Annotated in this window: 13 protein-coding genes; 5 read left to right on the top strand and 8 right to left on the bottom strand. The window is 53.0% G+C overall.

The window, feature by feature from the left end; genetic code table 11:
- Positions 1-239: 239 nt before the first annotated feature.
- Complete coding sequence (locus Q8902_04355; GenBank protein ID MDP4198785.1) at positions 240-1460, top strand: T9SS type A sorting domain-containing protein; 1221 nt, start codon at positions 240-242, stop codon at positions 1458-1460.
- Positions 1461-1573: 113 nt separating this feature from the next.
- On the opposite strand, the gene Q8902_04350 is transcribed toward Q8902_04355, so the two are convergent.
- The 4 genes from Q8902_04350 to Q8902_04335 all read right to left on the bottom strand — a co-directional run bounded on the left by Q8902_04350 (position 1574) and on the right by Q8902_04335 (position 5501).
- On the bottom strand, positions 1574-2650 hold the full coding sequence (locus Q8902_04350) for a SpaA isopeptide-forming pilin-related protein (protein MDP4198784.1): 1077 nt from the start codon (positions 2648-2650) through the stop codon (positions 1574-1576).
- Between the two features lie 193 nt (positions 2651-2843).
- Positions 2844-4964: a T9SS type A sorting domain-containing protein gene (locus tag Q8902_04345; GenBank protein MDP4198783.1), complete on the bottom strand. Its 2121-nt coding sequence runs from the start codon at positions 4962-4964 to the stop codon at positions 2844-2846.
- A 13-nt stretch (positions 4965-4977) separates the two neighbouring features.
- On the bottom strand, positions 4978-5187 hold the full coding sequence (locus Q8902_04340) for a DUF2283 domain-containing protein (GenBank protein ID MDP4198782.1): 210 nt from the start codon (positions 5185-5187) through the stop codon (positions 4978-4980).
- On the bottom strand, positions 5175-5501 hold the full coding sequence (locus tag Q8902_04335) for a DUF4258 domain-containing protein (protein ID MDP4198781.1): 327 nt from the start codon (positions 5499-5501) through the stop codon (positions 5175-5177). The genes Q8902_04340 and Q8902_04335 overlap by 13 nt, the downstream gene beginning before the upstream one ends.
- 318 nt (positions 5502-5819) lie before the next feature.
- On the opposite strand from Q8902_04335, the gene Q8902_04330 reads away from it, so the two are divergent.
- The 4 genes from Q8902_04330 (at position 5820) to Q8902_04315 (ending at position 10053) form a co-directional block, all read left to right on the top strand.
- Positions 5820-7625 (top strand): ABC transporter substrate-binding protein, encoded by a 1806-nt coding sequence (locus Q8902_04330; GenBank protein MDP4198780.1) that lies wholly within the window; start codon positions 5820-5822, stop codon positions 7623-7625.
- Positions 7622-8281, top strand: a complete 660-nt coding sequence (locus tag Q8902_04325; GenBank protein MDP4198779.1) for a hypothetical protein — start codon at positions 7622-7624, stop codon at positions 8279-8281. Before Q8902_04330 ends, Q8902_04325 begins: the two co-directional genes overlap by 4 nt.
- Positions 8282-8341: 60 nt before the next feature.
- Entirely contained in the window at positions 8342-9016 is a 675-nt protein-coding gene (locus Q8902_04320; GenBank protein ID MDP4198778.1) for a hypothetical protein, read from the top strand.
- 71 nt (positions 9017-9087) lie between these two features.
- Complete coding sequence (locus tag Q8902_04315) at positions 9088-10053, top strand: hypothetical protein (protein MDP4198777.1); 966 nt, start codon at positions 9088-9090, stop codon at positions 10051-10053.
- A gap of 57 nt (positions 10054-10110) precedes the next feature.
- On the opposite strand, the gene dacB is transcribed toward Q8902_04315, so the two are convergent.
- The 4 genes from dacB to Q8902_04295 all read right to left on the bottom strand — a co-directional run bounded on the left by dacB (position 10111) and on the right by Q8902_04295 (position 16292).
- Positions 10111-11847: a D-alanyl-D-alanine carboxypeptidase/D-alanyl-D-alanine-endopeptidase gene (dacB, locus tag Q8902_04310; GenBank protein ID MDP4198776.1), complete on the bottom strand. Its 1737-nt coding sequence runs from the start codon at positions 11845-11847 to the stop codon at positions 10111-10113.
- A 184-nt stretch (positions 11848-12031) separates the two neighbouring features.
- A complete protein-coding gene (gene alaS, locus Q8902_04305) occupies positions 12032-14599 on the bottom strand; it encodes an alanine--tRNA ligase (GenBank protein ID MDP4198775.1) in 2568 nt (855 codons plus the stop codon).
- Between the two features lie 80 nt (positions 14600-14679).
- Positions 14680-15543 carry a TPM domain-containing protein gene (locus Q8902_04300; protein ID MDP4198774.1) on the bottom strand — a complete coding sequence of 288 codons (864 nt, stop codon included), beginning with the start codon at positions 15541-15543 and terminating at the stop codon, positions 14680-14682.
- Positions 15544-15584: 41 nt separating this feature from the next.
- Positions 15585-16292, bottom strand: coding sequence for a LemA family protein (locus tag Q8902_04295; GenBank protein MDP4198773.1), 708 nt, complete (start codon positions 16290-16292; stop codon positions 15585-15587).
- Between the last annotated feature and the right edge of the window lie 123 nt (positions 16293-16415).

The following is a 16415-nucleotide window of genomic DNA, read 5'->3' as shown; positions in this document are numbered from 1 at the left end:
GCTTAGAATTGTTCATTCGGCAAAAATCTACATTCTGACTAAAGATTTATTTGTAACCGGAGGCCACCTCAAGCGTTTTAAATAGGGAGGGCTTTGATTGAAGCTGTCCCAAGAGTGAGATTCATCGAGGATGGAGGGACACGTCATGAATTCTTCGGTTGCTGCTGTTACCTTTCTCTCCTTGAGTGGTCTTCTATAGTATGAATCCATAGCATTTTTGACATCAACCGCTTACGACCATGCATCTCAAACCGACTCTCCTCGCATCGATCGCCACCATGCTGTTCAGTGTCGTCTCGGGCGCCCAGGCGCAGTGGGTGCGCGTGAGTAATGGCCTGCCACAACAGGGTATGACCGTTTACTCTCTCGCCGCGATTGACACGACCCTCATGGCCGGGACCGACCAGGGGTGCTATCGATCGAACGATCTTGGAGAGTCGTGGACGCTCTGCTCCAATTTTCCCGCGAACTCGGGAATAAGCCCGACCGCTACTATTGGAGTCTTCGCTGCTGGCCCCAAGTTCTACGCTTCGTCCTTCCGGCATTTGGTCGTGAGCTCCGATCTGGGAACGAGCTGGGCTTTGGACACCGCTGGCCTGAGAAACAAGTACGATGCAATCGGTTCGATTGTGGGGTGGGGATCTATGCGATTCCTCGCTGGCAACACTGGAATTTTTCGATCCATGGGCGATGGATTGCCATGGGAGATGATCAACAATGGTCTGCCCAATGGTACCATGGCCTCCGGATTGGCTTTCGTGTGGTCCGATGTTTTTGCGTGCACAAATAGTGGCGTCTTCCGATCCACCGACAGCGGAACAAGTTGGAACGCCACATCGCAAGGCAAACCAACCTATGTTATTACAGCACTGGATACAATACTTGTCGGAGGTGTGGGTGGCCCAAATGGTTGGCTCATTACCTCCAGCGACCGCGGTGCAACGTGGACCCAACTCTATGGCACTCACTATGGAAATGTGCTCATCGCGAATGATCCATATATTTTTGATGGCTCGACCGACAGCGGCGTATATGTCGCGAAGGATGGTGCACAACATTGGTCACCGGCTCACAGGGGACTATCGCGTGCATTGATTTCGGCTCTAACAACATCCAGTGGCTATCTCTTTGCCGGAACGAACCAGGGCTCTGGTACATACCCTTCCGATGAAGGCGTATGGCGTATGAAGATCTCCGATATCGCGAATGCCGGTGTTGCGAATTCATCATCTGCAACAATTGAATTGTCTCCCAATCCAACAACAGGCCTCATTACGATTGAAGGTGCGCCATCCAGAGCTCATGTCACTGTACTGAATCTGCTCGGCCAGAGCGTGCTCGAATCGAGCGAGCAGGCGACGGCTTTCACGCTCGATCTCTCCCCTCTCGCGCCAGGCGTGTACTGCGTCCGGATATACTCGCCGTTAGAGAACGTGACGAGAATGATTGTGAGAGAATAGGATCAGACTCTGGATCCAAGCATTACGACGCTCACCCCAAAAATAGAAAGGGACGTGCCAGGCACGTCCCTCAAAATTAACACCACGCTTAGCACGTCAAGCATTGCTACCCGTTAGCGAATTCCGGTATCGTAGTGCAATGTGACCGACACCGTTGCACCGGACACGACCTGTACGGTAACCGAACCTTGCGGGCGCGGCAGCATCGAATTCGTAAGCGGCTGCGGCGTGAGCGTGTATGTCCCAGCAGCTACCGGGACCGTAAAGGTCCCGTTTGCATCGCTGGTTACTGTGGCAACTGTTACGCCATTCGCACCGGCAATGTCAACCTGAGCGCCAGCTAATGGTGCTTCGTTCGTTTGACCAGCTTTCTGCACTGGTGAAATCGGGCCTTTGAGGACGAGTCCACTAATCATTGCAGTGTGAGTGACGGAGCCTGGGGAAACGAGCACCGTCTGGTTGACGACCTGGTTGCAGTCCACCGTGACCATAAGTTTGGTCGTGATCGCAGTCCCTGCGGCACTATTGCCCATGATGGCAATCCCATACTGGCCCGGGCAGAGGTTGGTAAACGTAACATTTCCAAAGGCATCTGTCTGCCCCATGTGAGTTATCCCGTTAGCACCATAGAGCGTCACCGTCGCTCCGGCGACGGGTGTTCCGCGCGTATTTGCAGAAGTAGCCGATGTGTCATATACGTGAAGCGTGATCGACGCGTGACAGCATGAGTCTGGATTTGGTGGCGGCGGCGGAGGAGGAGGAGGAGGAGGAGGTGGTGGTGGTGGTGGCGTCGGCAGCATAAGCGATTCGTTCACCACCTGATTACAGCCAATTGTGATCGTCGTCTCTTTCGTCACAACGCCAGTTGGGGTCTGTACTTTCGTCTGAATAACGTACTTACCCGGACAGAGATTATCGAAAGTGACGTTGCCGTTCTTGTCCGTTTGCCCTGTATGACTAACGCCGTCCGGGCCGGATAGCGTTACGGACGCACCACCGACTGGCGAACCCAACTGGGCTCCGACGGAATTCGATGCGGAATCCATGACGTGCATGGTGATCGAGCCATGACAGCAGGTATCGGGAGTGGGCGACGGCCCAACCGGATTCGATCGCCGACAGGACGAAGCAGCAAAAATCAATACTATCGCCGCAACGAATGCGGCAAGAGAGAATCGAAGTGTCTTCATACAATTATTCCGTAATGGGAGATATCTAATAAAACACAGCACACATCGAAAAGTCACAAAGAAAAGAAAAATATCGTTTTCCAGCAACCAACTCGGTTGGCAGTATGCATTCCTCTTCCGACTCGTACTGCGGAATTGTACTCCGCAGTCCCTCGCCAATGGAATAATGTGTGGAGTACAACTCCACACTACACTATCGCAAACGGATCACGGGTACCATCTCTACTCGCCCGTTCATGCGAATGAGACACTCATACGTGCCAGCGGGTAAACCGATAGCGTCCCATGTGAAAGTATGCTCCCCTGCCGCCAGCTCGCCAGAAAATATCCGCGCTACCTCCACGCCGAGCAGGTTCACGATCGAGACATCCGCATGGCCACCGGCCTCCGGCGTGAAGGAGATCGTGGTTGATTGGGAGAATGGGTTGGGGTAGGCACTGACTTCCTGCGAAGCCACACCCGATGACCTGTGGACAGCCGCATTGATGCCGAAATCGGAAAGCGGGCGGCGCCACACACCCGAAGATTGCGTGCCGGCAAAAATGTATGGCGGAAATAAGAAGAGTTGCGGAACAACCAGGGCCGTTAATCCCTCGTTGAACGCGGACCATGTGTCGCCAAAGTCCGATGAATGGAACACACCAATGCCCTTCTGTTCAAGGTGATTAATTCCTTCATCTGTCGAAATGAATATGTCACTATTACTCGATGTAATTGAATTGATGGCATAAGAGCCTAACAGCACTTCCGGAAAACTGGAAGGATACATCCAATTCTTGTCTGCTCTTTTCTTTCGAAATATTCCTTGGCCGCCGCTTCCGTAACCTGGCCCGGTCCCCGCAAAAAGATAATCTCCATCGCTTGCTACACTGTAAGCATAAATGCAATTAGTGTAAAAAACGACGGTCCAAGTTAATCCGCTATCGCTCGACGAGGAGACATAATGGTCGCAATCGCTGTTCCCAAAACAGGCAAGTAGATCGGCCCCATTTGACACGAGACAATCAATAGGACCCGTAACACTTCGTTTTGTCCAACTGGCTCCCCTGTCAGACGAAAGCACGAAAGTTCCATTGTTGGTCGCGATTAGACTTGATCCGATCGCTGCTGCCGGAGCATATGCGCTGACAGATGTTGAGTCCCAAGAGTCGCCAAAATTTGACGACATGAATAGTTTGTTCGTGAAAGCAAAAAGCATCGTGTCAATAGTAACGATCTGATCAACGTGGAGCGAATCGATCCCCTTGTTGGCTGGAATGAACGTTGCCCCGTTGTCATCCGACCGATAAATTCCCTTTCGGTCGACCCCGACAAAGAGATGCTTGCCGATCGATGCAAATGATGTAATCTGAAGAGCGCGCAATCCTGTGATGCTGCTTGCCCAATGCAGACCATGATCCGTTGATCGAACGACTCCATCGGTCGCGGTTCCGGCAAGTAGATAGCCGCCTGCCATAATGAACGATTGGACCCTCATGGAAGAAATCTTCGTCCAACTTGTACCTGTGTCCAGAGAGCGGTATAGCCCGAACACTGTACCGGCAAGCAGCGTGGCGCTATCCTGATAAAGTGAGGTGATCACGTTGTAAGAACCGTCGTTTCCAATCTGCGGCAATCCGATCGATATGGTGTCCCACGTCATTCCATTATCGGTCGAGCGATAAATCTTGTCGTCCCAAGAACTTCCCGCAAAAATATTGTTGCCCTCGAATGCAAGCGATTGGACGCGGTCATTAAAGGAATCGACGATTGCAATATCGGACCACGTCGTACCACTATCGCCCGATCGGGAAAGACCGGGTGAGATCCCGCTACCAACATAAAGATCTCCGTCCTTTATCATCAGACACTGTGACAGCACGTGGAGCATGGATTCCCATGACGTACCCTGATCCGATGTTCGAAACACCCCATCGGGAGATGCATAAAAAAGGTAGCGACCAAGGACTGCCAGGAAACCCGCCTTACGAGAATAGTCCGCAAAGTAAGCGCGTGCTGTCCAGGTTAATCCGCTATCGTATGAAATATACAGGCTGTCGCTCGCGACAAAAATAGTCGAACCGCTGATGGCAATTCCCTTGACATCGGTATTCGTCGTACCAAGGACTTGACTCCAACTCGCTCCGTTATCGCTTGAGCGGTACACCGTTCCACCGCTTGCTCCGGCAAATGTGTACGGTCCCATCGATGCGAGCGTCAAGATCGACCCGCCTTCTGGCCCAGTGCATTGCTTCCATTGCGCATGGAGTACGCTGGCAGGCGCGCAGACGAGCGCGGCGAAGACTGAGAGTGTGACGAGTTGCTTCGAAAGCATGATAAGCAATCGATTATCGTGCGTGCTCGAAAGCAACACTCAGCTGGCTCGGGTGCGGATAGTGGACGTTCAACTTCTCGAAGCCGAGGACCTTGCCACTGCCGGACTTCATCACGATGATCTCATCGCCTATTTCTTCAGCGACGGACTCTTCGGCAGGATCGCCAAACCAGACGGTCAGCGTCCTACCGGTCTCATCGTAATACACTTTTATCTGGTCCATATTCGTTCTCCTTCCTTGATCGCATCGGTGATATATGCCGTGATCAGAAATCCTTGGTTTCCGGCAATCTCCTTCGTCACAGCGCAGACCCATCGTTTCGAACGCTGGGTGCGATAAAAAAGATACACGGTGGGCTCGCTCCTGCTCCTTCGAATTTCATCGGGATCTTGGATGGTGACTCGGACAAACTCATCCTGCCCCGCCATTACTGGATGCTTTTGCGTCGTAATCGTATGCCAATAATCTTTGGTCACCCGGACCTTGAACCCAATTGGGGTTTCAACCTCGAAAAGGATGTCATCCTTCGTAATCATAACGGAAGACAGTGATTGGTTGCTTCGAAAGCATGAGGATCCTTATGCTTGAAAGTGGTGTGCGGCGGGAAACGTGCCCACCCCGCGTGTGTGTACTGTCGAGTTGTACTCCACAGCCCTCCCCCCAATCGAGAGAGTGTGTGTGGAGTAAAACTCCACACTACACGCCGCGAACGGATTTCGCGCGGAGGGAGAATTGTCGTTGTATATTGAACCAGTGATAATGGGCACCAAGCTCGGGGAAAAGGATGAAGACGGAGGGATGATGGATGAAGGCGGAGAGGGTGTTCATTAAATTACAACTCAATTGGTGAAACGATGAATTATAGAATCCTTGAAATCGATACGGATTCGCCATTATTCATGAAGCACAAACGCTCGCGCGACGGTGGACTCGATTTCAATTCGTATTTTTGCTCTATGAAATTCAAGTTTATCATTCTCCTCATCGGTTCGATCCTTCTCTCCTCTTGTGCCCGCAAGGTGGGCATCCAGCACACGCTGCGCGATGGCAAAGGCGGCAAGAAGTTGGGCGGGACATTCCGCATCAACGAGACCGCCGATCTTCGATCGCTCGATCCGGTGCAGATGAACGATCAGACCTCGGTCCAAATCGGCGAGAACGTCTATGACCGGCTGCTCGAATTCGATCTTAATCTCAACCTGATTCCCGGCCTTTCCACTCTCCCGGAAATCTCGCCAGATGGTACGACCTACACGTTCCATCTCCGCACCGATGCATACTTCCACGATGACCCATGCTTCTCAGGCGGGAAGGGCCGCAAGTTTGTCGCGTCGGATGTAATCTATTGCTACACGCGCGCGCTCGATAAGACGACAAACACCGGCGCGGAGCCATACTTCAAATACATCAAGGGCGGCGCTGCATACTACGAATCGGGCAAGCTTCCACCCGGCGGTCTGCCCGGCCTGCAAGCGCCAAACGATTCGACAGTCGTCATCACGCTCGAACATCCGTTCTCGCCATTCCTGAATTATCCAGCGGTTGGATTCGGGTTTATCTATCCACATGAGGCCGTCGAGCATTACGGTCGCGATTTCGTCTTTCATCCGGTCGGCACCGGCGCGTTTCGCTTTATCGATTACAAGCAAGCGCAGCATTGCCTGCTCGTTCGTAATCCGCGGTATTGGAAGCACGATTCCGTTGGCAATCAACTCCCCTATCTCGACACCGTCAACTTCACGTTCATTCTCGATAACAAGGTGGAGTTGCAGCAATTCGTCGCAAACCAGCTCGATCATGTCTATCGCATTCCGAGCGAGTTTTTTCAGGATGTCGTGGACGAACACAAAGAGCCCAAGGGCAAGTACAAGAAGTACCAGCTCATTCATGTGCCGGCAATGGCGGTGCAATTCTATGGATTTAACGTGACAACTCCTCCAATGAACAATCGGCACTTGCGTCGTGCCATTGCCTTCGCCGTCGATCGCGACAAGATCATCAAGTATATCCTGAAGGGACAAGCGGCTGGACCCGGTGTGCATGGCATCGTGCCACCCTGCATGCCCGGCTATCCGGTCGATTTGGTACATGGCTTCTCTTTCAATGCCGATAGTGCGATGGCCGAGCTTGCGCTGGCCAAACAGGAACTGGGCGGCACAATCCCCGATCTCACACTCTATCTCAATGCTGGTGGCGGGCGCAATACTGAAGTTGCTGAAGCGATTCAATCCCAACTGAAAGAGAATCTTGGTCTGACGATCAACCTGCAAATGCTCGAGTTCTCGCAACTCACGCCACGCATCGATGATGGCAAAGCACCCTTCTTCCGGTTGGGGTGGATTGCGGACTATCCAAGTCCCGAAAATTTCCTGAATCTGCTTTACGGCAAGAACATCCCGCCGTCGGGACCAAGTACGATCAACTCGACGCGCTTCCGCAATCCGGAATTCGACCGGCTGTTCGAAGCGGCGATCAACGAGACGGATCGTTCGAAGACGAACACACTATTTGCACAGGCTGAGAACCTCGCAATCCAGGATGCGCCGTATCTCGTCCTCTATTACGATGAGGATTACCATCTGCTGCAACCAAACGTCCGGGATTTTCCAGCGAACGCGATGTATCAATTAGACATGAAGTACTGTTGGTTTAGCGAGTGATGACACGTCTTCCGCTTGCTTCTCTGGCGGTTATCCTGGCGACGCTCGCCTCCTGCAGCGCAACGACTAAACTCGATCGGTATCCGATCCACGGCACGTCAGCCTCGCTGAATGTATCGATCGAGCCGCTACACGAATCAGAGCCGGAAGACTATGGCAGCGTGTGTATGAACGTGACGGTTGCTGTGCTCTCCGCGCTGCTCACGCATCGACCAGAACCGCTGATGCATGACGAATCGCTTGCGACTTCTTTCCAAGATGGATTCGAATCAGAACTCGACAGCGTGCTCAATATCAATACGGACGACACGAGTGGCTCGCCGGATGTAAAGATGATTGTTCGCATTCGAGACTGCAAACTCGAATCGACCATGAACTCCTGTAGCGTACGGTTCTCAGAGGATCTTACGATCTTGGTCGCTCGAACGAACCAGCCAGTGTACTCTGACAAAATGGACCTCGTTGTGCCACTTCACTATTGCGGCAGCATCGAGGATAGTATTTCGATGCCATCGTATCCCGTAACGGAATGGCAATACAAGCGCCTTCGGGAGTCCGAGCAGCTGAGTGCGCTGCAATGCGCGGCGTACGAAGCGGGAATGGTCCTCGCGGATTCTTTGGCATCCATCTCGAAACAACATGCGACGAAGCGCTAAGTCATTCTGTTGCATAAGCTACGTTCTTTCCTAATCTGAGCATAACATTAGACGCTGAAAATGATAAAATACAGATTGGTTGCGCTTTGTCTTTCGATTGTGATTGTTAGTTGCGGGCACACGAATAAGCTCGCCCAGTATAATCTGCGATCGAAGCAGGTCGAGATGCTCTCCGGCACGAACACCTCGGGCGCAGCGACGAGCTCGATTGCGAGCGGCTCCCACAATGCGGTGCAGGATGTCATTGCCGGCATCAGCGGTGGTCAGATTTCCACCGAGACGGCGCGGAAACTCCGTCATGCGGCGAATGCCGACTCACTGGCTTCGCAGGTCGCGAAGGGATTCGAAGGAGCACTTATTGCATACCTCAGTGTCGCGCCCGTATACGGATATGCTCCCAACGCACCATTTCGGTCGGAGACCATCCTTCAGGAGTACAGTCTATCCTCCGATAGCACTGGCACACGTGCTCATATCTCCGCACTTTCCCGCATTATCGAACGCGCAAGCGGCACCCTTGTGTGGCAATACACGTCGAGCAAAGATATTGCACTATCGACGACATCCGCCCGCCACGCAAACGAAAGAGCCATGATAAGCGCCGTCAATGCAGCGATGCTAGCCGATATGAGCGAGGAAGAAATTGCCTCAATCTTCTATGGTGCGGCTCAGGAAATTGGCCGGGACATTGGGGAGACCTTGAGGGAAGATGTGGCTGATCTTGCGAAACACTGATGAAGTCTGACGGGTAGGTCACTTTTCAAGCCCCGCCGAACGACCCATAATTGTGATCCGTTTGAAACAGCATGAGTAAATGGCTTTCGCTTCTTCTCCTCTGCATTGCGGCGAATGCGTTCGCATCATCCGCCGATAGCGGGCGGTGCCCGTGGAAGCTGCCGTTTACAATCAGCATTTATTCGCGAGGATCAGCACATCAATATGGAGACAACTACCCGACTCATGGCCCCGTACAACACTGCGATAGTGGATTTAGCGTTGCCACTCATGCGTTCGGCTTTTTCATTGATACCTCAACGAATTATGTTCCGTATTTGAGCTACAACACTGGATACAACGGACAGCAGAGGTATAATCTGAGCGCCGATACACTTCGCTTATATTGCAGCTACGAGGATAGCACTGGGGGCCTTCCTGCAAAAACGATTTCGCTTCTCATTGCCTTCATGCCTGGCCGAGATTCGATTATTTCGTTCATCTACACAGAAGACGACATAGTAGCTGGCATACCATGGTCATACAGTTCAAGCGGGATCGATCCTGGCCATGATGGGTATCATCGGCGATATGTGTTTCAAGTCTTTTCTTTAGACTTCGATGACACTTCTATCTTTACAGGTGGTTCAGGACTAGCGAAACATAAGTTTCTTATGAATTATTTTGAGACACAAATACATTACTCAGAACCATCCTCCTATCAATATGGCACTTGGAACTACAACGATTTTTCGGCAGATTCGCTCGATCTTTCCGGCATCTTTCGTCCGACACACTTCTCCGATCAAGCGGCTGTTGCCAATGCGCTGCCGCCAGTGAAGGGCCTCACCGTCACCGCTTCAAATGGCTCGCTTCGCTGTTCGTTCGGCGCTGCGGACAATAACCGAATTCTCGAAATATTTTCACCGCTTGGCATCAAGACCGCAAGCTGCTCTGTCGCGCCGGGACAAATGGAGGCAACGATCCGGAACATTGCTGCGGGGTTCTATTTCGTCCGGTTGGGAAGTGCGATCGAGAAGGTCTATATTGCGGATTAGGAATAAATCTGAAAAATCCAATCTGCGGAATCCCCCTTAATCAGCGTAATCCCGGTTCTATTCCTGCGCCGTCTGGTAATCCGAATACTTGAATCCGGCGAGCGCTTCGACGATTTTATCTTGATCGCGCTTGTAGGCCCATGGACCACCGCGATAATGCTGCATGGTGATGAAGTATGCTGCAAGCTGCCCATCGCCAGTCGTGACATATCCGGCAAGCGCGGTGACACCATTCAGTGTGCCGGTCTTGCCATGCGCATTATATTGTGCGGGAGTACCGATCATCCGGTGACGAAGCGTGCCATCGTATCCTGCGACGGAGAGTGTATGAGTGAATAATTCGAACATGCCTTGCTGCTTGATTGCGGCAAGCAAACTGATCACCGTATTCGGTGTCGTCCGATTGGCTTTGGATAGTCCGGATCCATCGATGAATGTACACTGGGTGCCATCGACGTTGCAGACCTGCAGCCATGATCGCATGAGCTTGCGTGCGCGCTGATCCGGTGCGGAGGCGGCGACAGAGGCGATTGTCGAGAGCTTTCGAAACATACTCTCGGCCAGATAATTATCGCTCCGCTTATTCATCTGTGTCAGCAGGTCGATGAGATTTTTCTGCTTCATTACGAGCGTCTGTCCCTCCTCCGATGCGGCACGCTCGACGCGTGGTTTGCCGGTGACCGTGATGCCGTTCTGCGCGAGGCGCCACTTCATAACGGCTGCCATGGCAAGTGGCACATTCCGCACCGCAAAGGTATACGTTCGCTGCGAGCGCGCCGGGATTTGACCGGAAATTGAAATTGTCTGCAAAGGATCGAACGCCTCACCGGACGATGAGACCCGAAGCGTCATCGCGCCGCGGGCAAACGTCCGGATGGTTCGACGATGACGGCCACGACCAACTTTACGGACATGCGAAGAAGCCGGTGCACTCGACGTGCTGTGGTTGTTGACCACAACCGTCGAGATCGGGGGGTACACTCGAACGTTTGCGCGATCGCCTTTCGAAGCGCCTCCGAGCACAGTAACATTTACAATGTTGCGGTCCAGCGAGAAATTGGGAAACAGTGAGAGTGCTCCAGCTTCGCCTTCATCTTCATCTTCGTCCGTGGTCGAATCTGCACCGGACGAGTCGACGCTTGCGATAAGGCCATTATCGCCAACAATGGAATCGTGGACCGAGATTTGACTTCCACCATGTAATGCCATGTATTCCTTCGCCTGTTGGCTAAGCGGATTCTCACCGTCGAGATCGCTGATGATGTCCCCCTGAATAGTCGTGATTCCCTTCTCGCGGAGTTGCGAGGCAAGCTCGTCGAGATCGCTCGAACGCAATGTGGGGTCGCCACTCGGACGCAGATAAATATTTCCCGCAATCCGCGATCCTTGCACAGATGCGCCAGGGGCAAGATCAAGCTTTGTGGTAAAAACATATTTCGAACCCAGCGCCCAAATTGTGCTCGATGAGGTAAACAATTTCTCGACTGAAGCGGGCAATATGCTCACAGCAGGATTGACGGCAAAGACGGCATGCACGGCATCGTTCGGCTCGAAGAAGACAATCTTGAGACCCGTCGTGGCACCGCGGAATTCACGTCCGCCGATGATGTCTGAGAGTTGAGCTCGTAAATTGTTCAGCGCCTTTGCAGTATCCGCCGACGTGCCTTTAAACGCCACATGCATCGGATAAGCAGATGTATCCACAAACGGCGTCGCGACTTCCGAAGGCTTCTCTCCTGTCCCCGCAGTCTTCCGGGCTCCACAGGAAAGTACGACGAAGACAAGCAAGACCATTAATGGCGATGCCGCTGCACATAAATTGCGAAATCCTGGGTTTTTAAGAATTCTCAGCAAAACCGTAAACGCTAATAAACTTCTGTACTCGATTCTCCCTTTCACGGAAGCGCATTCTGGATATGCGACGACATCCGTGCAGAGTCATTCCTGCAAACGCGGAAATCCAAACGACTTCTTTCGGCTATCCCAACGATTCTCGAACGATCTTCTCTGCGCTTGCGAGCGCCTCTGCAAGCCGTTCCGGCTCGCGACCACCGGCCTGCGCGAATTGTGGTCGGCCGCCCCCTTTGCCACCAACGATCTCCGCGATTCGGCCGACCAGCTTGCCAGCCTGTAATTTCTTCCCAGCGACAAGATCGTCCGATATAGCAGCGATCAATGATACCTTATCTACGGCAAGCCGCGCGCCAAGCACAGCGACTGTACCCAACGGAATTGCTTCGCGGAGCATTTCGCCGAGCGACTTGAACTCATCCGCATCGCGCACATTCAATTCAGAGGTGACAAGCCGTATGCCTATTCCATCGATCGAACGCGCCTGATCCGCAAGTCCTTTCATCTCGTCGCGTCGGGCCTCGAGCCGAAGACGTGCAAGCTCTTTCTCGAGTCGCTGCTTCTCGGATTCCAGCGATTCGTACTCCCGGCTGAGCGTCGCGTGCTTTTCCTCCTGATCCCGCAGCCATCGTTCGATGCCACGGCCAGTAACAGCCTCGACACGCCGCACCCCGCTTGCAATCGATGATTCGCTCACCAACTTAAAGAGGCCGATCTCAGCGGTATTAGCAACGTGGGTGCCACCGCAAAACTCCCGAGAGAACGGACCGAAATCGACCACGTTCACGCGCGCACCGTACTTATCACCAAAGAACATGAGCGCACCCATCTTCTTCGCTTCCTCAAATGGAATGTTGCGATGATGGTTGAGCTTAATCGCTTCGCGGATCTTTTCGTTTACGATGGTTTCGATCTCGCGGATCTCTTCTGGTGTGACTTTTTGATAATGAGAGAAGTCGAAACGCAAATGATTCTCATTGACGAGCGATCCAGCTTGATGCACATGCTCACCAAGTACTTTGCGCAGTGCCGCGTGCATCAGATGCGTGGCGGAGTGATTGCGCATAATGTCCCGTCGGCGTGGCCGGTCGATCGAGGCATGGACCGTCGCTTCTGGTGCCGCCTCGATGGATTCCTCCTCTAATACGTGTGCTATTGCGCTACCCATCTTCCGCACATCCTTCACACGATGCGGATTGCCTTCGATCGTAATCACGCCGGTATCGGCCACTTGCCCGCCAGACTCTGCATAGAACGGTGTGCGGTTCAAGATAACGGTGTTCCCCTCGATGAGCAAGGCCCGACCCGTATCTTCGAAGGCGTCATAACCCGAGAAGATAGATTCTATATCGGAAAGCTCCGTAGCCGCGGAGATCACCTGCTTCTTTGAAGCATGGACTCGGAGAGAGCGGTCTTTTTGCTCTTGCAGCAATTCTTCGAAACGAGGCATATCGACTGATAAGCCACGTTCGCGCGCAAGCACTTGCGTCAAATCGATCGGGAAACCGAAAGTGTCGTAAAGTTTGAATGCCTCTTCACCCGATATGGATGGCGACTCCGAATCTTCTACCGCCTCGGCCATTTCCTCGAAGAGTGCGAGACCGCGATCGAGCGTAACGAAAAAACTCTCTTCTTCCGAGCGAATCACTTTTTGGACGAGATCCAAACGGTCTCGCATTTCCGGGAAGACATGTCCCATTTGGTCCGACACGACCGTAGCAAGCTCGAATAGGAACGGCTCTTGAAATCCGAGATTCCGACCGTAATTCACAGCGCGTCTCAGAATTCTCCTCAGCACATATCCACGACCTTCCTTGCCCGGCAGCGCACCATCGGCGATTGCAGCAGTTAGCGTGCGAACATGGTCGCCGATAACCCTCATGGCAATGTCAGCGCGCTCATCGGCTCCATACGCCCGATTGGTCCGATGACTCAACCATTGAACATAGGGCGCGAAAACATCCGTATCGTAATTCGACTTCTTCCCTTGCAGTACCGCGCAAATCCGCTCGAATCCCATGCCGGTATCGACGTGCTTCATCGGCAATTCTTCGAGCACACCCTCCGGTGTTCGATTATACTGGATGAAGACAAGATTCCAAATTTCGATCACCTCGGGCGAGCCGGCATTCACGAGCGAGCCGCCGGATTTGTCCGCTGTGTGATCGTAATGGATTTCCGAGCATGGACCGCAAGGGCCTGTATCGCCCATTTCCCAAAAGTTATCCCTAGCGCCACAGCGGAGAATGTGTGCCGGGTCGATATCGGTCACATCGCGCCAAAGCTCGAAGGATTCGTCATCGGTCTCATAGACCGTAGCATACAATCGGGTTTTGTCGAGTGCCCATTCGCTAGTGAGCAGCGCCCATGCCCAAGCGATCGCTTCTTTCTTGCCATAATCGCCAAAGGACCAGTTGCCCAGCATCTCGAAGAAGGTGTGGTGGTATGTGTCGTGACCAACCTCTTCGAGATCGTTATGCTTGCCGGAGACACGAATGACCTTTTGTGTATCGGCTGCCCGTGTATACGAGCGTGACCCCTCGCCAAGGAAAACATCCTTGAACTGGTTCATGCCTGCGTTGGTGAAGAGCAGCGTTTTATCGCCGTGTGGGATCACCGGTGCGCTGGGGACGATCTCGTGCCCGCGCGCTTTGAAAAAATCGAGGAAAGATTGACGGATTTCTTTGGAAGTCATGCGACAGCAGAAAACACCAAAGGGAGAGTATTGTTCAAGCCTGAATAGATTCTGCGACTTGAATAGAATCCAGGATTCCCTTACCAGCTTCCACCAGCTCCGCCGCCGCCGAAGGACCCCCCACCACCGGAGAATCCACCACCACCGCCGAAACCACCGAACCCACCTCCGCCCATGCCTCCGATGCTGCCGCCACCACCCCAGCCACCACGGCCGGAGTTGAAGATGGACGACCAAAAAAGTCCTTGCATCAGGCCACCAAAGCATCCCGATCCGGCGCCACCGGAGCCAACGACCGTTCGCTTCGTTCCTGTGCCTGCCGCGGCACGCAGGAAGAAGAGAATCACGAAGAAACCAATGATCACGAGGAATACGCCGAACATCGAAGGTGCATTTCGGCGCGAACTAACCGGACTCTTTGGCTGCTCATTGTGAAACTCACCGCCAACGACCTGAATCATCGCCGTCGTTGCCTGATCTAGTCCGCCATAGAGATCACCTTTGCGTAACGCAGGCACAAGAATTTCGCGGTAGATCATGCCGGTCGCAGCATCGGTGAGCGTTGGCTCGAGTCCGTAACCGGTTGCGATGAAGCCTTTATGGTCGTTCATCGCGAGCAGGATCAGCGCCCCGTTGTTCTTTTTGGATTGCCCGATCTTGTTTTCCTGCGCGACCTCGACGGCAAAATCCTCAGCGGGATACCCGTTGAGCGTGCTCATGACGAGAATCACAATCTGTGTCGAAGTGGAGTCCTCGTATCGATGCAGCTTCGCATTGAGCGACGCAATCTGCTCGGCGTTCAGCGTACCGCTTTGATCGATAACATACCCTTGCGAAAAACGTGGGATCGGAGGGCGACCGCTCGTCGAAGTTTGCGCAAAGGAGGTGCCTGCAAACCAAAGAAACAATAGGTAATATGGGGCACGCTTCAGCTTGCTCCACATATGGGACAAGCTAACGCATGCCCCAGACCATGGTTGCTTACTCATTTCCCAACCGGCGCTGGGCGCGTTGGGCCGTGAGGCGCGGTAGCGGGATTCGGTACATTCTCACCGGCCGCTCCACTTGGCGCTACACCCGGCGCCGCTTCAGGATTACCTCCAAAGTTGACGTGCGGCGCATTCTCAGCACCGGCGGCTGCTTCAAAATATGGATATTGTGTGAAGCTTCCCATGCCCGCGATCAGGCTCGTCGGAAATGACCGGACGCGCGCGTTGTACTCGCGGACCACATCATTGTAGCGATTCCGCTCGATTCGAATCCGGTTCTCCTGTCCCTCCAACTGGGACATGAGCACCGAGAAATTTTCCTGACTCCGAAGTTGTGGATACTGCTCCATGACGACCATGAGGCGCGAGAGTGCACTCGAAAGATCGCCCTGAACTCTCTGAAAGTTCTGGAATGCTTGCGGGTCCTTAAGCGCCTCTGGTGTCAACTGCACACCAGTTGCGCGGCTGCGAGCGCTGATCACATCCGTGAGTGTCTGCCGCTCCTGAATTGCGGAGCCTTTGACGGTTTCAACAAGATTCGGCACGAGATCGGCACGCTGCTGATAGACATTATTCAACTGTCCCAACTGCGCCTTCACGCCCTCATCCATATTGACGAGACCGTTGTAAGTCGATTTCCACCAGAGATAACCGATGAGCACCAAGAAGATGATGCCACCAATAATGAGCGTTCCTTTTTTCATTGTGAGAAACTTGATTTTATGAGATTCTTTAAAGATAGCTAGAACCTCATCCGCAAAATGAAACAGAAAAGAGTGCCGAACAAATCTGACTCCTGATTTTATGGTCAAAATCCCGTAAAATCA

Source organism: Bacteroidota bacterium, from assembly GCA_030706745.1.
Taxonomy (GTDB): domain Bacteria; phylum Bacteroidota; class Ignavibacteria; order Palsa-1295; family Palsa-1295; genus PALSA-1295.
This window is presented reverse-complemented; position numbering and strand designations above follow the sequence as displayed.